At 47.2% G+C, this 20,741-nt stretch carries 6 protein-coding genes; 5 read left to right on the top strand and 1 reads right to left on the bottom strand.

Annotated elements, in window-relative coordinates:
* Positions 1 to 35 precede the first annotated feature (35 nt).
* The 5 genes from ACFQ0C_RS04695 to ACFQ0C_RS04715 all read left to right on the top strand — a co-directional run bounded on the left by ACFQ0C_RS04695 (position 36) and on the right by ACFQ0C_RS04715 (position 15,504).
* Positions 36 to 5,015, top strand: coding sequence for a fibronectin type III domain-containing protein (locus tag ACFQ0C_RS04695; RefSeq protein ID WP_379364418.1), 4,980 nt, complete (start codon positions 36 to 38; stop codon positions 5,013 to 5,015).
* 24 nt (positions 5,016 to 5,039) lie between these two features.
* Complete coding sequence (locus tag ACFQ0C_RS04700) at positions 5,040 to 9,884, top strand: pectate lyase family protein (RefSeq protein WP_379364420.1); 4,845 nt, start codon at positions 5,040 to 5,042, stop codon at positions 9,882 to 9,884.
* 80 nt (positions 9,885 to 9,964) lie between these two features.
* Positions 9,965 to 11,767 carry an S-layer homology domain-containing protein gene (locus tag ACFQ0C_RS04705; protein ID WP_379364422.1) on the top strand — a complete coding sequence of 601 codons (1,803 nt, stop codon included), beginning with the start codon at positions 9,965 to 9,967 and terminating at the stop codon, positions 11,765 to 11,767.
* 89 nt (positions 11,768 to 11,856) lie between these two features.
* Positions 11,857 to 14,298 (top strand): dockerin type I domain-containing protein, encoded by a 2,442-nt coding sequence (locus ACFQ0C_RS04710; protein ID WP_379364424.1) that lies wholly within the window; start codon positions 11,857 to 11,859, stop codon positions 14,296 to 14,298.
* Between the two features lie 246 nt (positions 14,299 to 14,544).
* Positions 14,545 to 15,504 (top strand): DUF4850 domain-containing protein, encoded by a 960-nt coding sequence (locus ACFQ0C_RS04715; RefSeq protein WP_379364426.1) that lies wholly within the window; start codon positions 14,545 to 14,547, stop codon positions 15,502 to 15,504.
* Positions 15,505 to 15,605: 101 nt separating this feature from the next.
* On the opposite strand, the gene ACFQ0C_RS04720 is transcribed toward ACFQ0C_RS04715, so the two are convergent.
* Entirely contained in the window at positions 15,606 to 20,156 is a 4,551-nt protein-coding gene (locus tag ACFQ0C_RS04720; protein ID WP_379364428.1) for a glutamate synthase-related protein, read from the bottom strand.
* Between the last annotated feature and the right edge of the window lie 585 nt (positions 20,157 to 20,741).

The raw sequence follows: 20,741 nt of genomic DNA on the forward strand, positions 1-20,741 counted from the left end.
CGACTGCACACATATATATTTTGGAGGTGTTATTTTTGGCAATACGACGCAAAGGTATTTCCTTGCTTATGAGTTTGGCAACATTCGTCTATGGATTTTCAGGTTTGACGCTTGTATCGGTGCCGGCAGCTTCAGCTGCATCCGTCTATCTCGTTAATGAAGATTTCGAAGCGGGTACGGTTCCATCCGACTATATTATTACTCCCAATCCGGCAACAGCTAACAATTTTGCAGATGTTAGGATTGACCCGAAAAATGCAGCTAATAAGGCGCTTTTTCTAAATGATGCGAATAGCACGGCTTCAACCGATATTACATCGATAGAGAAGTCATTTACAGCCCAGACAAGCGGACAAGTTACGATTGAATTTGATTTTTTATCCAGTCTGGGAGTTAACTCAGGGGCTAAAATTATCCGGTTATTGTCTTCAGAAGGTGTGGTTGCCGCTAATATTGAAACGAAATCCGGCAGTATCTTCACTTACAGAAGGCAACCGGCTGTTTATTATGACCTTCCTGCTTATGTGAAGGATACATGGTACAAATTTAAAGTTGTTGTTGATATCGATTCCCAGAAAGCGGATGTTTACATTGACGGAGACAAGAAGCTTAGTCAAGTTCCTTTCGATAATTCGGTTACGAATATTGCCAAGTTTGACTCTGTGAGTCCAGGCTCCTCCAGCCGAAGCCACTACCTGGACAACATCAAGGTTTATAAGAACGAAGCAGCAGCTTCGGTTCCGGATAAACCAGCTTCTTTACTGGCGGCTCCCAAAAGCCAAAGTGTCGACCTAAGCTGGGGGGCGGTGTCCGGCGCGACCTTTTACACAGTGAAGGTTGGAACAGCCAGCGGCAATTACACGAGCTCTTACAAAACGCCTGACGCTACCATGACTTCTTATACATACGAAGGCTTGACCAACGGGACTCCCTATTATTTTACTGTAAGTGCTTCAAACGCTGTTGGGGAAGGAGCTAATGCGGCCGAAGCTACTGCAACTCCATTGGCGGCTCCTGGAAAGCCGACTATTACGAGTCTGGAGGCTGGTCCAGCTCAAGCCAAAGTGAAATGGTCTTCGGTTTCAGGAGCTAGCTCCTACACCGTAAAGAGCAGCACAACTGCCGGCGGACCTTATGCTGTGGTTGCCTCCAGTCTTACAGGAAATGAATATCTCTATACGGGTCTAACTAATGGCAACACCTACTATATCGTCGTAAGTGCCAACATCAACGGTGTTGAAGGAAACAATTCCAATGAGATGTCGGTTACTCCGATGTCGAACACACCGCTGCAAGCTCCCAAGAACTTAAGAGTTCCCGCTATGGCCTATGATGAGAAGAGCATCATTCTAGCGTGGGAGAAGCCTGATGAGTATTCCAACATTGTTGATTATAAGGTTTACATGAATGGCCAACCGACGGCTATTGGAACGGCTAATAGTAACGCAGCGGTCTATTCTCCGGCCAAACCGTTTATTGACAAGTTTTACGAAGAGGATACGGACAACCGTCATGTAAAAATAAGCATTCATAATTACACGGTTACAGGTCTTACGCCGAACACCCCGTATACATTTACTGTAAAAGCAGTGGACAGCAATGGGATTGAATCGCCGGCAAGCAATCAAGTAACCCAATCTACAACTGCCGTTCCGCAAGTATTTAATATCGTTGATTACGGTGCGGTTGGCGATGGAGTCACTTTAAATACGAAGGCCATCCAAGATGCCATTGATGCAGTAACACCAGGTGGCAAAGTACTGGTACCTGCAGGTAAATTCAAGACAGGCTCCATTTGGCTGAAAAGTGATATGACCTTGGAGGTAGCTAAGAACGCGACTCTGCTTGGTTCCGAAAAGCCGGAAGATTATGCATTTGATTACATGCTGTACGATTATACAACAGTTCCGAGATTTTACTCGCTGATTAACGCACACACCTATGACTATGGAAGCTTGCGGAACATCCGGATTGTAGGGGAAGGTACTATTGACGGAAATGGTTGGGTAGCACCAACTCGAACGGACGATAATTTCTTTCCAGTGCAAGCAGGAAGCAGTAATACCAATTACAACACCTACGGAATTCTTGCTAAGAACCAGACCAACTATGCTAGAGATACGCTCGGTATGGATCAAACAAGCGCATACTCTACACGATCCAATCTGATTACGCTGCGTGGTGTCGAGAACGCGTTTTATGGCGGGTTTACCGCACTGAATCCATCCAACCATACCTTGGTTAATTTGAATTCCAATCATGTCACTGTTACTGGCGTCAAGCTTCTGACCTTTGATGACAATAATGCAGACGGAATTGAATTCGGTGGTGGCGACGGACTTACGGTGTTTAACAATATTTTTGACACCGGTGATGACGCTATGAACTTTGCAGCAGGCCAGGGTGCTCAAGGGCAGAAGGATGAGCCTACCCGCAATGCTTGGATATTCAACAACTACATGAGAGAAGGACATGGCGGCGTAGTAATGGGAAGCCATACAGCTGCTTGGATTGAGAACATCCTGGCTGAAGATAATGTTATGAAGCAGACTGAAATCGGTCTCCGTGCCAAAACGAATACGCCAACCGGCGGTGGAGGCAGGAACGTGGTTTTCAGAGATACAGCGATGAAAAATGGCAAAAACCAAGCTTTTATTTTCACATCGGCCTACTCCGACGTCAACTCAGCTATTGAATACGAGCCGGCTGCAGTTCCATCACAGTTTAAAGATATTACGGTTAAAAACGTTTCCGTAGACGGCTATAAGAAAGAGGCTATCAATGTTGCGGGAGTTGACGGAGGCTTCCATGAAGGCATTCATTTTGAAAATGTAAAATTTTATAATGCTGTGCAAACGAACATCGGATATATGCGAAACAGCTCGTTCAAGGATGTTGTATTCGTAGGGCTCGCAGCACCATGGAAAATCGCCAATTCATCAGGTCTTACCTTCACTGGTACTACAACGATGGATAGTTCCTCCAATAATGCTGCATTGGCACCGGTTTGGCCGAATAACAGTGCACTTACAGCATCCAATATTACCGATACATCTGTTAAATTGGATTGGTCGGCGGCGGTGGCAACGGATAACGTGAAAGTAGAAGGCTATCGAATCTATGAGGGCTCCACCCTAATAGGCAGCAATTCGGCATCCGGCTCCGGACAGGCTGCAGCCACCTTCACGGTAAACGGACTTTCTCCAGCATTGTCCTATAGCTTTAAAGTGGAGGCTATCGATGCATCAGGGAACTGGAGCAGCGGTCCATCCGTTACGGTGACGACAACGGGGGTCAAGGATTCTATTGCTCCAACGGCCCCTACGGGCAGCAATGTCATTCAACTTGTAGACAAGGCCAATACGACTTGGCTGAATATTAAATGGACTGCCGCAACGGATAACGTAGGCGTGAAGCAGTACAATCTATATGCCAATGGAGTAAAGAAGGGTACAGTGCCAGGAACAAGCACTTCCTTCAATGCAACAGGCTTAAACTTCGATACGGCATACACTTTTGAAGTGGAAGCGGTTGATGCCGCTGGCAACAGCACTAAATATCCGGCTCAATTAAAAGTAACTACAGCAGCAGCCTATGATACCGGAGCGCCCAAGTGGCCTGCCGGAAGTCAGGTCACAGCCAGTGAGGTTACAGCGACGAGTGTGAAGTTAAGCTGGCAAGAAGCAACCGATGATCTCGGGGTCAAAGGGTATAGAGTTTATCAGAATGGAAAAGCGATTGCTGGAGCAGCTGTGTTTACCCCTGTGAATTTAGCGAATACGGTTCCAAATTCGATGACCTCGTATACAGTGACGGGTCTTACACCTAATACGCTATATACATTCAAAGTAGAAGCGGGAGATGGGAATGCGAAATGGACGGGAACCGGACCGGTAATGAGCCTTACTACGCTGGTTTCTAATGAAGTTAACACATCTCTTACTAGTGTCCCAAGTGTGGTCTCTGGGCAGCCATTCAGTATGACTTATGGATTAAGTAATGTAGCAGCTCTTACAACCGGGGCTATCTATGCACAAGAAATCAAATTGGAATATGACTCCAATCTGTTGGAGTTTGTATCAGCGGAATCGGTGAAATCAGTGGAGTCCGTATTCCAAGTCATTGACATAAGGAGAGATGTTCCTGGACAGGTTCGTATATTTGCAATAAGCAAAGGCGCTGCTGGGGCTATTGCAACCGATGGACCGTTAATTGCAATGAATTGGAAAGCCAAAGCGCTTAGCCAACCTAAAACAGCTATAATTTCCGCAGACGTGCAGCTTGCAAACAGTCGAGGAGTCATTACTCATCTTCAACCGACCACGATCAATATTATGCTAGAGTTGGCTGGTTCCAATGCTAAACTGCTCGAAGCAGCCATTGATAATGCCCAGAATGCGTATAACTTGGCTGTGGAAGGAACGGCAGACGGTCAATATCCGCAAGGGGCAAAAGCAGCGCTGAAAACAGCCATTGATGCGGCTAATGCAGTATTGGCGGATCATACATCCACGGAGCAAAAGCTGGATCAGGCTATTGTGAACTTGAATCAAGCGCTTCAATTGTTTAGGTCTAAGGTGATTGTCGGAGCAGGACCGAACGTTAAACCGCTCGAGGCAGCCATTGATAATGCCCAAAATGCATATAACTCGGCTGTGGAAGGAACGGCAGACGGTCAATATCCGCAAGGGGCAAAAGCAGCGCTGAAAACAGCCATTGATGCGGCTAATGCAGTATTAGCGGATCATGCATCTACGGAGCAAAAGCTGGATCAAGCTATCGTGAACTTGAATCAGGCGCTTCAATTGTTTAGGTCTAAGGTGATTGGTCCGATTCACGGTGATGTGAACGGTGACCATCAGCTAGATCGGAAAGATCTAGAAGATATGGCTAAGGTGTACGGATTGACGTCAGGAAGCGTTAATTGGGATGCGTTCAAGCATATGGATTTTAATCATGATGGAGTTATTAACATTATTGACCTTGTTTATGTAGCCAATTTAATTTCCTTGTAGTCATTATCTTAAGAGGTGAAACTATTGAAGAGAAGAATTACGAACTTTATATTAAGCTCTCTGTTAATTCTGAATTTACTGCCGCTGGTACCTACTCCTGCGGCAGCAGCTACAACGGCTCCAATGCCTTTCGTTGAAGATTTCGAGAGCATCACTGACGCAACGATTGCAGCAGACTATACCTTAAAGGAAACGACTGGAAGTACGGTGCGTGTAGTGGATGATCCCGTCACTCCAGGAAATAAAGTCGTTTATCTGTATGATCCTGGAGCCGGTCAAGCGGGCATTGGAAGAGATTTCACTTCCACATCGGGAATTGCTACCTTTGAATTTGATTATATGCAGCCTGATGTAGGCGGCGGAGCTAAAGTGTTCGATTTATACAGCGGCTCGACGGTGGCACTTGAAATCCAGGCTCAAACGGCGGGGAACTTCACCTATACAGGTCCGGGAACTGTATTCGGACAGGGATTATTAGCAGCTAATACATGGGTTCGTTTCAGGATTGTTGTGGACATGAACGCAGGCGCTGCCAGACAAGTAACCATCTATGTAGGAAAAAGAGGAGAGACGCTGCAAGAGGTTACGGGGATTACTACATTTAAATCCGCAGTAACGAGCGTCAATAAATTTGATTCTACAACGCCTGGGGGCTCTGCCAAGAGCCAATATCTCGATAATATTAATTTTTATGCAGGAACTACACCGCCAGGCCCCGCCCTTCCTACAGTTGCACCTGTGGGACTCGCGGCTGTAGCGGGAGATAATCAAGTAAGCTTAACCTGGAACGCAGTTGCCGGATCTACCGGAACAGTGTATACGGTTAAACGCGGAACGCAAGCCGGAGGACCGTACACACAGGTAGGCACCGGCTCCACAACCAGCTTTATCGATAGTACGGCAGTAAACGGAACCGCTTATTACTATGTAGTAACGGCCAAAGGCTTAGGTCAATCGGAGAGTGCAGCTTCTAATGAAGTTGCTGCTTCTCCTGTTGCACCGGCCATCCCGCCGAATGCTCCTTCAGGAGTAACGGCTACAGCAGGCAATGGGCAAGTCCTATTGTCCTGGACGGCAGTAAGCAATGCTGCCAGCTATAAAATTATGCGAGGCACGGATGGGCAAAGCTTTGCCCAGCTTGGCGGTAGTCTAACAGCGGCGAATTATACCGATTCTGCTGTTACGAATGGGACGAAATATTACTACAAGGTAGTAGCTGTCAACCCTTATGGTGAAGCCAGCTCGACAATAGTAAATGCTACGCCTGTATCGAATCCACTGCCACCAGCAGCACCTGCTGGACTTACTGCTACTGCCGGCAATGGACAGGTGGTCCTCTCGTGGACTCCCGTTAGTGAAGCAACGAGCTATACGGTAAAACGGAGCACGAACGGTCAAACTTATGCTAACGTGGCAACCGGCCTTACGGCTACAAGCTATACGAATTCAGGCTTAACCAACGATACCAAGTATTATTATGTGGTTTCAGCAGTCAATCTTAATGGGGAAAGCGGGAATTCTGCGGCTGCGAATGCAACTCCACTAGCCCCTCCTGCGCTGGATTCGTATAATCTGGCTGGCTTTTCTTATGGAAACACAGGCGGAGGCAATATTCCGGAGACGGACGCTAAGTATATCAAAGTTTACAATGCAACTGATTTCGCTAAGGCGGTTAACCGTAAAAACGGTTATAAAGTAGTGGAAATTATGAATGATCTGAACTTGGGCTGGAATGAGCTGTCCGCTGAGGCGAAGACGACGGCAGGGGCTTTGTTTGTAGCGAACGCAACGCCTCAAACACATCCGGTACTAATGCAAACGGGAGTAAGTAAAATTTATCTCGATACGCTCAGCAACATAACGATTTTCTCGGCCAACGGCTCCAAGATCAAACATGCCGGCTTTACAATTAAACATGGCTCCAATATTATCATCAGAAATTTGGAGTTTGACGAGCTGTGGGAATGGGATGAGTTGACCAAAGGAGATTACGACAAGAATGATTGGGACTACATGACCCTGGAGGATGAATCCAAAGTATGGATCGATCATTGTACCTTTAATAAATCATACGATGGTGGAATCGATGTCAAACAAGGATCATCAGGAGTAACCATTTCCTGGTCGCTGTTTAAAGGGGATGACCGCGGCCCTAACAGCTGGGTAACTCAACAGATCAATGCACTGGAAGCCAATAAAGCCTCTTACGCGATGTACAAGTTTTTACGCGATCAAGGTTTAAGTGTGGAAGATATCATTGCGGTCGCGGCAGGACAAAAGAAACAGCATTTAGTCGGCGCTACCGAATTCGATTCCAAGAATCCAAACTTACAGGTTACTCTGCACCATAACTATTATAAGGATATGCAGGATCGTATGCCTCGCTTAAGAGGCGGCAATGTTCATGCCTATAATATCGTGATGGACAGTGCAAATAACTGGGCTGCCAAAAAGCGGATTAATTCAACACAAGAAGCGGCTATTTCAGCAAAAGGGTACCACTTCGGTGTAACCAGCAATGGTGCAATATCCACCGAAGGGGGCGCGGTACTGGTTGAGAATTCAGAGATCGTGGATGTCTTCTACCCAATGCGTAATAACCAGGTGGATGCTGCCAAATCGCAGTATACCGGGAAAATACTTGCCAAAGATACCATTTATTCTTTAGATGGGGTTACATTCAGAGGAAACAGCGACACACCGAATAGTCCAATGACACCGGTACCTGCGACGCCTTTGGAGTTTTCCTGGAGCGGAATGACAGATCTGCCTTATACGTATACGTTGGATGATCCATCTACAGTGAAGTCCAGATTGACTGCGGAGGATGGAGCCGGAGCAGGAAAGCTTGCTTGGCCGAAATCAAACTGGTTGCTTGCGTCTGGATATAGCTCGGATGGCAGTGCGCCTACAGCTCCGACAACGGTTGGAGGAGTTAGTGCTACAGGGACGAACAATGGTCAGGTTGCTCTGAAATGGAATGCAGTTAGCGGAGCGACAAGCTACAACATCAAACGCAGCACAGTAAACGGGGGAAGTTATCAAACGCTAACTACAGTGCCTGGGTTAAGCTATACAGATACTTCCGTATCAGTCGGAACCGCTTATTACTATGTAATTAGCGCGGTAAATTCGGTGGGAGAGGGGTCAGACTCCGTACAGGTAAGCTGCACGCCAGCAATCGTAACTGTAGTTGCTCCATCCGCCCCAACGTCGGTCAATGCTGCTGCAGGTGATGCGCAAGTGACTATAACTTGGGGAAGTACATCAGGAGCGACATCCTACAAAGTAAAGCGAAGCACCACCGATGGTCAGAATTATTCAGAGATTGCTAATAATATCACAACAACGAACTACAAGGACACTAATGTGACCAATGGTACGGTCTACTATTACGTTGTTAATGCTGTCAATGAAGCGGGAGACAGTGTGAATTCGAGTCAAGCTAGCGCCAAACCAGTCGCGGGTCAAGACGTTACGACCGGTATGAGCTTGCTTGTAAACGATAATTTTGATACTCAAACAACAGGAGCGAATCCTGATGGGTATGAGGTTTCGGAGTTAGGTGGAGCCGTACAAATCGCAAATGTGCCAAGCAGCAGCAATAAGAGTATTTTTATCAACGATACTAGTGCAAGCAGTTTTTCGCAGATTTCAAAGAGATTCCCTGAGCAAACGAAGAAGGTCATTGTTCAAGCTGACTTCATGCAGCAGACGAAAGCGAATTCCGCAAAGGTTATTCGTGTTCAGCCAGCCCAAGGGGGAACTCTGCCAGCCGTATCCATTGAAACCGTCAGTGGTAACCTTACTTACCGTGTGGCCGGAGCTACGGATACTTACACTGTATTATCAGGCTACAATGCCAACACTTGGTATACGATTCAAATTGTTGCCGATATAGAAACTCAGAAAGCGGATGTTTATATTAACGGTGTATCGAAGACTCAACAGGCGCCTTTCTATGCAGCCAATAATTCCTTGTCCTTGCTCGAATCCTATACATCCAATGGGGGCACGGTAGGACATTATATCGACAATGTTAAAATCTATGGTGCTCTTGATCATCTTGGGCTAGCAGCATCCTTGAGTGAAGTTCAACCGGTGGGGTTGGGCCAATCCTTCAGCTCCAATTATGGGTTGAGCGGCGTCTCTTCAAGTGCAAGTGCAGCTATCTATGCTCAGGATGTGACCATCCAATTCGATGCAACCGCAGTGGAGTACGTCTCTGCCCAACCATTGAAAACAGGATTATCAATCGTTCAAGTAAAAACAGATATACCGGGTCAAATACGGATGATAGTTGCCAGCCAAGGGCCATCCGGAGCCGTAACAACGGACGGACCCCTGATCAAGCTTAATTGGAAGGCTAAATCTACAGGGCAATCAGCAACAACTACCATCTCTGTATCGCAAGCTCAGCTCTCAAATAGCCAGGGTGATATTACACAGGCAAAAGCAGCATCGGTCAACATTCAGTTCGTTGGTCTGAACAAGTCAGCGCTTCAGTCAGCTGTAACCGGGGCACAGGCAGCCTATGATACAACAGTTGAAGGTAACCGTATGGGTCAATACCCTACTGGTTCCAAAGCTACGCTGAAAGCGGCTATCGACGCTGCAAATGCGCTCTTGGCAAATTCTGAAGCTAATCAGCAGCAGCTCGACAGTGGCGCATCCGTCCTGAGCCAGGCGCTGCAGCAATTCAAAGCATTAGCTCAAAAGCCTAATATTGGAGATCTGGGCATAGTGGCAGCTGCCTATGGTTTGAAATCCAACAGCCCGAATTGGAATGAAATCAAAATTTATGATGTCAATAATGATGGTGAGATTTCCATTACTGATCTTGTGGATGTAGCTCGACAAATGCCTTAAAGCAAGTGTGAGGTGAGAGATCAGGAGGACAGCCGTTAGGCTGCCTCCAGGTTTTTTTTCAAAAGAAAGGACGGACAAATATGACGAGACTCAAATTGTGGATAACAAGCTTGGCTTTATTGATAATGACGATGCCTGTCCTGCCCGCATACATTTTTGCAAGTGGCGGTCCCACGTATTCGTTAACTCTAAGCACTCCAAGCGTGGAAATGAACAGAGAATTGACTGTCACGGTTCAAGGACAAAACGCGGTGGATTTGTACGGCTATGAGGTTGTACTTCAATTTGATAATCAGAAGCTAAGCTATAAAGAGGCGAGCACGGGCACAACCGGGTTTTCGGTTAAGCCTGAACTGTCGGGTAATTCCATAAGGCTTGCCCAGTCCAAAGTCGGCCAAATAGCTGGGGATAATGGCAATGTCAATTTAGCTAGCGTTACGTTTAATACAGTTGCAGTGGGAGCTGCTGAAATTAAATTAAGTAAAGTAATCGCGGTTTCTTCCCAATCTCAAGAAACCCTTTGGAGTGAATCCGCTGCTGCATCTGTTAACATTACTTCTCCTCAGCACAGTAGCAGCAAATCAAGTGGCGGTGAAGGATCGGGTGGTACCGCATCGCCGTCACAGCCGACAGTTGGAGCGAGCCAAAGCGGGGCGCTTATTACAGTAAAGGAGACTACCAAGTCAAAAACGGACACGGGGAAAGAACTTACCGTAGCGTCCATAAGCAAGGATAGCCTCTCAGAGGCGATAAAGCAGCTTCAAACGAACACCAGCAGCACTAATAATATTACGGTTGAAATGAGTAACCAAGGAAGTGCGGTCAAGGTTGAACTGCCTGCTTCTTCATTAGCAGAGATCGCCAAGCTGCCGAAGGATACCGTAATTGTTGTGAAGAGCGATGCGGTAACCTACTATTTGCCAGTGAAAGTGGTAGACATTTCGAAAGCAGCTCAAGCATTAGGAGCAGATGCAAAAGATGTGACCATCAGTATTGTCATTGAAAAAGTGAGTGGGACGGATGCACAGAAGGTGGCAGACACCGCGGGTCAATCTGGCTTGAGGCTGTTAACAGGCGCCGTTGATTTCAGCATCACTGCCCAGGGCAATGGGAAGACGGTGAGCATCAACGAATTTAATGGAGCTTACTTGCCGAGGAATATTGAAGTTCCAGCTGGAACAGACCCGACTAAGGCAACAGGAGTACTCTATAATCCTGCAACTGGAGAGATGACCTTTGTGCCGACCTTATTCCAAACCGTGGACGGCAAAACAATAGCAACTATACAGCGTCAAGGAAACAGTATTTATGCGATTGTAGAATCTAATAAATCATTTAATGATTTAAACGGGCATTGGGCTAAGGAAGATGTACAGATCCTTGTATCCAAGCTGCTGGTCAACGGTAGAACTGAAACGACTTTTGTGCCGCAAGGTGACATTACGCGTGCAGAGTTTGCGACACTGCTTGTGAAAGGGCTTGGCTTGACTGAAGATAAAAGCAGCAAGTTCAAGGATGTTTCGGCCTCGGATTGGTATGCGGGATTCGTTGGCGCTGCTTCCAAAGCTGGCTTGGTTGACGGGCTTTCTGCGGATACCTTCGCACCAAATGCCAACATTACCCGAGAACAAATGGCAGCTCTAATTAGTCGTGCTATAAATTTAGTGGGTAAGCAAAAAGCGGTTGACGCGAAAAAGGTGGATGTATTCAAAGATCAGGCTGCAATTAGTGCATGGGCTAAAGAGTCAATAGCGCAAACGATCGATGCCAAAATCATGAACGGTAAAAGCGCTGATAGGTTTGACCCTTCCGCCAATTCTACACGTGCCGAATCGGCAGTAGTTTTAAAACGCTTGCTCCAATATATTAGCTTCATTAATTAATTATCGAACTGCAGTTGAGCATGGCCTTGGATGGAAAGATGCAGTTATCTGAGGCCAATCTACGGGAAATATAGGAGGGAAGCATCCAAATGAAAGCCTCAAGATTGAATAAAGCGCTTGGTATTATAATGGCTTTGGCTATGGCGTTACCTATGTGTCCGCTTGCTGCATGGGCCGACAGCTCTTTGCCTCAAGGGTGGTCGGAAACCGTAATGAACGGTTCGACTACAAGCGGGCAAACTGCATATGTAAGCCAACAAAGCTCAAGCTTTGCCAACGGCAAATTTACCGTTGCAGCCAATCGCGGTAAAATTCAAAGTACAACCCCAACAGGTGGAGACACTGCCTATTTCCTGAATGTCCCAGTGAGCGGGGACTTCACTATGACCGCAAGGGTTGCTACAGTAGGCATTGAACCGGGGAACACAGTTATAAATACGGAGAACCGGGCTATCCTGATGGTAAAAGATGGAGTGACAAATGAATCCAATTCTCTCTCCATTTTTCTAAAGCCAACGTCCGTTGCCGGACCTGTTACAGGGGCAATAGCAGGGTATAGAAGGTTCGGAACGGATGTCGGAGCGGCGACAACGACGCCTTCAAGTATAACGGCAAATGCGCCGGTTTATTTAAAGATGGAGAAGACTGGGAATACGTACAAAGCATTCTATGCAATGGACGGCATCTCCTTTTCACAGTTTTACTCAAGGACGGATACACTCAACACGCTCGCATCGCCAACATTAAATGTAGGCTTAGCCGTTACGGCAGCCACAGTTGAGTTTGATAATGTAAGCATTGTTAGATCGGATGGCACAGCCGTTTTCGGCACAGCAGCTCCGCAGAACGTATTGGCCGTCAGTGGCAACGGCAGCGTATCCGTGGGCTGGAATGCAGCCTCCGGTGCGAATTCCTACACACTCAGCCAGAGCACAAACGCGACCGGACCTTTTACACCAGTATCCTCAGCAACGAATATTCAAGCACTAAGCGCATCGATTACAGGCTTAGTTAACGGTACGAAATATTATTATGCTGTAACGGCAAATGGGACGAATGGCTCTACAAGCTCGGCAATAGTTAACGCCACACCTGCTCTGCCTACACCTGCTGTACCTGCTGTGCCTACCGGGCTCGCGGCGGCGTCAGGTAACGCACATGTAGGCTTAACATGGAATACGGTAACAGATGCAACTTATTATATGGTGAAGCGTGGCACAGCAACAAACGGTCCTTTTTCACTTATCGCTACAAGCGTGACGGCCGCTGCTTACGATGATTTCAGTGTAACTAATGGCAGTACCTACTATTATGTGGTAAATGCCGTTAATGCCACCGGTTCTAGTGCCAATTCCGCCTCTGTCAGCGCTACACCGTCAGCGGCACCTGCAACGGTTCTCGTGGATAGCATTCAAGTTGCCTCCTCAGGAGGAAGCTCCATCTCTACAAAGAACGGTACGCTGCAGATGTCGGCGGCGGTGCTTCCGAATAATGCCACGAATGCAGCCGTTGCTTGGTCTGTTTATGAAGCAGATGGAGTTACAGCTACCGACAAAGCAACAATAAGCAGTAGCGGTTTGCTTCAGGCTGTCAAGGATGGAACTGTAAAAGTGACAGCTAAAGCAAAGGACGCCTCGGGCGTGTCCGGCAGCAGTACGATTACGATTTCCGGACAAACGCCAGCTCCCGTAATCGTTCCTAATGTTACCTTGGCCGGTCTTCAGCAGGCTTCATCCGGACAGCTTTTCAGCTCTAGCTATGGGCTGAGCAACGTTGCAGCCAGTGTGTACAAAGCTATTTATACACAGGATGTTACGTTCCAATATGATGCGAATGTTCTGACCTTTGTGTCGGCGGAATCATTAAAGTCAGGTTTCTCGTTATCGCAAATTATTACAGACACTCCTGGGCAAGTTAGAATTGTTGCGGGGGTTCAGGGACCGGCAGACGCTGTTACAGCGGATGGCGAGCTCATTAAACTGAATTGGCAAGCCAAAAACCTTAGCCAGCCAGGAACAGGTCTGATCACCGTAACTTCAGCGAAGCTTTCTAATAATCAAAGCGGTCAAATAGAGGCAACAACAGCATCGTTATCCATACAAGTGACAGCAGTGAACAAAAGCTCGCTTCAAACGCTAATTGCATCGGTTCAAGCCGCCTATAATACGGCTGTGGAGGGTACTCATAATGGGCAATACCCGGCTGGCAGTAAAGCGATTCTAAATGCTGCTATAACGGTAGCAGCTACAGTAGCGTCCGATGCATCCGCATCCCAGCAGCAGATGGACGCTGCGGTGCTTCAGCTCAATCAAGCGTTCACAGCATTCCAAGAGTCTAGGCTCCAAGTTGCTGCGGGTGATGTGAGTGGGAACGGCATAATAAATGTCGGTGATGTTGGTATAGTTTCGTCAGTTTATGGCCTTACTTCCAGCAGTCCGGACTGGAGCTCTTACAGTCAAGCCGATGTTAATAATGACGGTGTTATTAATGATCTTGATCTAGCCTTTATTGCAGATATAATACTCAAATAACCGTATGAAGTGAATTTGTCAGCGGCAGGGTATTTTAAATTTATGAATTAATAAATAGCTCGTTTCGGACTCGTTCCGAAGCGAGTTATTTGTTGAAGGCAGACTATGGGGTTGCGTGAGTAATCAGTGCTCAATAGGGAGATCGGGAAGATTGGACCTGGAGAATTCGTGCCCTAAAGGGCGGATGCAACTAAAGGTATTGTGGAAGCGTCTAATATTTACTCAATGAAAAAAGGACGGGTAAACATGGGAGCAACTATTTGGAGGCATAGTCTAATTATCATCGGTGTTTCTATTATTGCAATAGGAAGTTTAGGTTGTGAAGGGAAACGTGCTGCCGATGGTTCACAAACTTCAACTCTGAATGCAGCTCAGCCAACCGCAGTCTCGTCTTCAGAAAGAACAATGCCTTCCGCTGCGAAAACATCACCAACAGCATCACCACAACAGTCGCCTTCTAACAGCACAGAATTAAAAGCGGACCAGAAGCTTGAAGTGCAGCCTTCTGAAGATGCGGAGAACAAGGTTGATAAGCAGCAGTTGGCCGTTGATTGTGGAAAGCTTGCTTTTGGAAAAGGGGAAAAGGCCGCAGAAGTACAATTGCCATTGATCTGTATCCGTGCAAGCTACGGTGTAGACGATCCAAGCCATCCTACTACGGTTACCCTGAAAATGCCCTTAAAAGCCGTGTCTTACTCCATACCTTCTGCGCTGCAGGAGCAGCTGGCTGCTTATTGGATGAACCTTGGAGACAATGTGAATGGTGTGCTTTTGCTTGCTCCCAAAGACTGGAATGTTGCATCAGGGGAAGTTGGTGCTAACGGCTCTTCCGCAATTCGACTAGAAAGTCCCGATGATCCTGAACAGTTTATTGCCTATATGGATAGCGGCGGCTGCCAAGGCTGTATCATTGCTAATATTGGAGCTTATTTTCCGGAGCTGCGAGATTGGTCAGAGGAACAAGGGTTCACACCCGATTCTATTGCCGACATGAAGCAGCGGTCATTACTTAATCCAAATCTGATGGCATACAGTAAAAAATCAAAGGTCGACGGGTACGAGTTAAATGGAGTTGCTTATCAAGAGCATGGTGGGGGCGGAGGTATTTTCCGTATGCAGGAGGTTCAGCTTCCAGCGGCCAAGCATGGCTCATCACAGGCTATGCTCAATTTATTCATTGCGTTAAATCGGGGAAGCGAGCATTGAGGCTGCTTCATTCGGTGACGATGTCGTACTGAGCCATACAAAGGCAAACAGAAAAATCCCCTTGGAGCTTTTCTCCAAGGGGGTTTCTATGGAACTTGGTATTATTCCGTTGCAACCGATTGGTCAGCTTGCAAGTTAACAGGTGCAACACGGACGAAGTTGGCTTCAAGATTGGCCAACAAATATTCAACGGTTGCTGCTGCATCAGTTTGACCGGAACCTAGAAGCTCTTGGTGATAAGCGCCCAGCAGTTCGTTCAGATCTTTGATGCTCTGTGGTCCGATCTTTTCGATCTTCACCTTGGCACCTTTGGCAATACGACGTGTGATTGCTGCTTCGTCCAATCCCATATCAGGAACTAGACGCTGGTAGATAACACCGCCGGTCATACCCGCACAAATCCATGGACCCGGGTCGCCAAGCACTACGGCGCGCCCGTTAGTCATGTATTCGAAGGCAAAGCCTTTCATGTTGGCGCGGCTCGCAAGACCACCGAGCTCATCTTGAATCGGGGAAGTAATTTCACCGCCGAATACGACATCGGCTCCTGAGAAACGAATGCAGGCACGAGTATCCGCATTGCCTTGAACCAGGAACAAGCCTTTTTGCGCACCGTAGCCGAATGATTTACCTACGGATCCGTTGATGAATTGCTTGTTTTTGCTCAGTGATTTCAAGATGGCCACTTTACCGCCGAATGACATTTTGGCAACGCCGTCTTCAGCACCGCCATGTACCGTAATATTCAGGCCGCGTGAATTGAAAGCGCCCAAGCCGTTACCGGGAACGGAACCATCTATTAAGTTCAAGGATACTTCAGGCAAGCTATCGTAGCTTCCGTCGAATCGGTCTCTTACACGATGGCTGGCATAACGTGTTCCCAAGATGCGGGATTCCGCGTCCACTTTGGACCAGTTGCGTACGATTGGAGCATCGAAGGAAAGCGAATCCGGGAAAAATTCCTGACCTTCAGCACCTGCTGCTATGCGGATATCGGATGAAACGGTAGCCGCAGCTTCCAATTCAGCCTCTTGAGCTGCTGCAAATGAAATCGGAGCCGGACGTAGAATATCGGATAGATCGATTTTATCCAGGCAGCTGATTTGCTGCAGAAGATCGGAACGTCCAACAAGCTCTTGTGCGCTAGCAAAGCCCAATTGAGCCACAATTTCACGAATTTCCTGACCCATGCCGCCATACAGACGAACGAGTGAATCCACAGCGGTCTCAAATACACGTGGCACGAAACGGCGAAGACCTTTTTCTTCCGCTTCTTCCATGGAGTCAATTTGGGTGGCAATCCCTACGTGGCAAGTATCCAAATGACAGCCGCGGCAAGTGGTACAGCCAATAGCCTGCATGGAGATACTGCCGAAACCACAGCGATTAGCGCCTAGTAACATCATTTTGACGACATCCGCACCGGATTTCAATCCGCCGTCAGACCACAACTCAACTCTGTGACGAAGACCAGCTTCGATCAAAGCCACGTGAGCCAGCTTGGTACCGATCTCGGTTGGCAAGCCTACATGCGTCAAGGAGTGAATACGCGCAGCGCCTGTGCCGCCGTCAAAGCCGGATAATGTGATAACATCAGCTCCCGCTTTGGCAACACCGACTGCAATCGTACCGATGCCAGGAACGACAGGTATTTTAACATTGATTTTGGCTTTCCGGCCGCTTGCTTCCTTTAGCTCGGAAATGATTTGCGCCAAATCTTCGATAGAGTAGATATCATGATTGTTAGAAGGCGAGATCAGGTCGGAACCGATAGTTGCATTCCGTGCTTCCGCTATTTTGGCTGTAACCTTGGAGCCAGGCAAATGGCCGCCTTCACCAGGTTTTGCTCCTTGACCAATCTTGATTTCCAAGAAGGCCACGGCATTAGCCAATTCAACGTTAATCCCAAAACGTCCGGACGCTACCTGCGCGCCACGTGTTCTTTTGTAACGGCCCAGCATATCCTTGATTTCTCCGCCCTCGCCGTTCATGGTTACCATGTTCAGACGCTCGCCGGCTTCCGCATAGGCACGGAACGCAGTTTCGTTCTGGGAACCGAACGACATGGAGGAGATTAGGATTGGCAAATCATGACCGCCGATTCCGATATCGACTTTCGATGGGTCCAGAGGCTTACGGCCTTCCTGATGAGCGAGATCATAGTTGAAATCGGCCACGTGACGAATGGAAATCGGATTTCGCTTCTCTTCTTCGCGCAGCTTGTCGCTATAATCGCTATAGGGTGCCGTGCCTGAAGCGGTTTCTCCAAGAGATTTCCACATACGTTGGAAGAAGTGGAAGTTACGCGCAGCTTTGGCTTTTGGATTAGAGAAGTCTTGATAACGAGCTTCGGCATCCTTCTCCAATTCAGCGAAGCCGGTACCTGCGTTCACGCTTCCCAAGTAGTTCACGATATCTAACACATCGGATACTTCCGGCTTTAAGCCGATGGATGAGAAGAAGCGGGTATAGCCGCGCAGCTCATGTGTACCAATAGTGGATATAACTTTCTCCAAGCCTTTGCTAAGGGCACTGTATACTTTGCGTGCCGCTGAAGCTCCGTTCTTATCTGCTGCAGTTCCAAACAAAAGATAAGGCGAGATCAGGTCAGCGCCCAAGCCACAGGCTACTGCAATATCATGCAGGTTGCGGATTGCCGCTGTACGCAGCACTATTGTAGCTTGACGGCGCAGGTTATCGCCAAAAGCTAATTTCTCTGCTCTGAGCGCAATATCGATTTGCGAAACAGCTAGGTGAGGCTCAAGGAACAAGCGCTCGTTCTGATGTGCATCGGCGTCATCAAGGATCAGCAACATGGCGCCATTCTTCACAGCTGCAATCGCATCGGCGGCAAGCTGAGCCAATGCATCTTTAATGGAAGAGCCGCGGGCGAATGTTGTAGACAATACAGCAACAGCGTTGTCACCTTGAGCGGCAAACAAATCTCGCAGCTGCTCAAAGCTCAGCTGTCCAAGCTCTGACACGGAATCAACAGCATTGCTGCCTTCTAATAATAGAGGCGTCAGCAATTCGATTCGTAAACGCTGATCCAGCTGGCCATAAACGGATGGGCGGGGTCCGACAATGATACGTGTGGAGAAATGCTCCATCTCACGGTCACGGTCAATCGCCGGGTTCGTTACGACAGCTACGCTTTCTTTTATAAAGTCAGGGATGTTTTGACGCTCCCAGTTGATTGCTGCATGTGGTCCGTCATGTCCAAGCGAACGAATCGGCTCTGCACCGGTTTCGGACATCGTTTCGATCATCTGAATACCTTCACGGTCCCAGCCAAAAGCACTATAAAGCGCGTCGGTAATAGCCACATCCTCTTGTGCAACAGCCTCAACAGATGGTCTCTCATCCTTCAAATGCTTACGCATACCTTCAAATTTAACCTTGCTGCTGGCACGTGTATAAACCAACGATTGAACTCCTGAATAAGGAATCACCTGAACATGCTCGCCTGGTGTCAAGATAACGCCAACTTTCTCACCAGGTGCGATTGGCTTCGGATCGGCTACCATTTCATCGACCGTAATTACACCTTGCTCCGAGGAGAAGTAAAGAGAAGTGTCACTTTCTACCATCCAAACCGGACGTAAGCCTAAAGCATCTACGCTAAAAATACATTCATTTCCATAACGGGAAACAATTCCAGCCGGACCTTGGGCGTAGTGCCCCCAGACTTGACGGTAGTAAACATATAAATCTTGCAGTTCAGGACGGAATTGTTTCATTTCATTAATGATAGGAGGGAATACGATTTCCATTGCTTCGAACAAGCTAATGCCAAATCGGTGGATGAACGTTTCAATCGTACGGTTCATGTCTTGAGAATCACTGCCGCCGTCAACGAGTTGAACGCCAACCATGTCTGCTTCCAGACGCAGTTTCTTAACGGTATTAATTTCTCCATTATGTCCAAGTAGGGAAAAGGGCTGTACGCGGAAAAAGCTTGATTGTGTATTAGTCGAATAACGGTTATGACCGATTGTGACTTGGGCAGCAAAAAGTGGATCGCGGGTGTCGTTGAAGTATTTTGGAAGGATGCTTGCAGCACCCATAACTTTGTAGGCTGCTGTTACATTGCTTAATGTAGCTACGTGCACGTTGTAGAGGCGCTCAATCGCAGTGTGCAGTTCAAATAAATGATCTGCTACAACAACCTCTTGTTTGTCGCAAATAGCTGCAATTTGCCAGAAGGTTGGTTCATCATTCAAACCGTTGGCACCCAGTACGCTGCTGTCAACTTGATTTTCTTGCTCCAGAATAATGGTGATATGGTGTTGAGCGAACAGTTCGCGAATGCCATTCTGCATATCTGCTGCCGAAATATCCAGCTTGCGAGGTACGAAAATATGGGCAACCGAGAAGCGTTCATTGTACGCAAGTTTACCATCGAGCCCTGCGTCAATCAGTTTCTTCTCCCAAAGAGCTCTTGGAATATCGGTCAAAATACCGCATCCGTCTCCTTCGCCGTTAATAAAACCCGAACGATGTTCCATTTTTACAAGGGCATCAATCGTTTTGCGGATATTATCACGGGATGGTGATCCGTCCTTCTCAATGATACAGATAATACCGCAGCTGTCGTGCTCGGTACCTAATAAATTTTGAAAACGGCCTTCATTACGCATTACTTCGTTCATTGTTGTGGTCAGCAGGCTGACCGTCACCTCCCAAAAAAGTGTATGGGACTATTAAATCGTCCTCAAGCAAAGTTGTTGATGCAGATTCGTATAAGCGGACGAACCTAGTAACACAGAAAGGATGAATAAAAATTCACTTATACTGTATAAATGAATTTTGCGGCAGTCTGTCAACGGTTGTGAATGAAGATTGTGTATGCTGCAACAAAAAAAAATAATGTGCTCACCTCGACAAAATGAGCTCATATCGTAAAGGCTTTTAGGTCAAAAACCTTACGTTTCAGCCGATTTTATAAAAAAAAGAGTATGTATAGAATATCACGAAATGACTTGCTGCACAATAGAGCATTATGGGGAAAGAATGAATGTAAGCGTTATCTAATTTGCATAAATGGTGAATAAAGGTAAAAAGTTGAGTGAGAGTGCTTATTTATAAAGACGAACGAAATGGTGGAACATTTAGGAAATGGTTCGTCTTTGGGCAGAGACGTTGATTGAGGTAACTAACATTGTAGGGGAAATGATTTCGTTTAAATCGTAAAAAACAAAGAGGAGGCTTTGCAAATTAAGCCTCCTCATTTTATC

This window comes from Paenibacillus sp. GCM10027630 (assembly GCF_042676305.1).
GTDB lineage: Bacteria > Bacillota > Bacilli > Paenibacillales > NBRC-103111 > Paenibacillus_S.

Bases quoted from the DNA above. Each gene is read 5' to 3' on its own strand.
- ACFQ0C_RS04705 (WP_379364422.1), top strand. From the start codon at position 9,965: ATGACGAGACTCAAATTGTGGATAACAAGCTTGGCTTTATTGATAATG.
- ACFQ0C_RS04710 (WP_379364424.1), top strand. From the start codon at position 11,857: ATGAAAGCCTCAAGATTGAATAAAGCGCTTGGTATTATAATGGCTTTG.
- ACFQ0C_RS04715 (WP_379364426.1), top strand. From the start codon at position 14,545: ATGGGAGCAACTATTTGGAGGCATAGTCTAATTATCATCGGTGTTTCT.
- ACFQ0C_RS04720 (WP_379364428.1), bottom strand. From the start codon at position 20,156: ATGAACGAAGTAATGCGTAATGAAGGCCGTTTTCAAAATTTATTAGGT.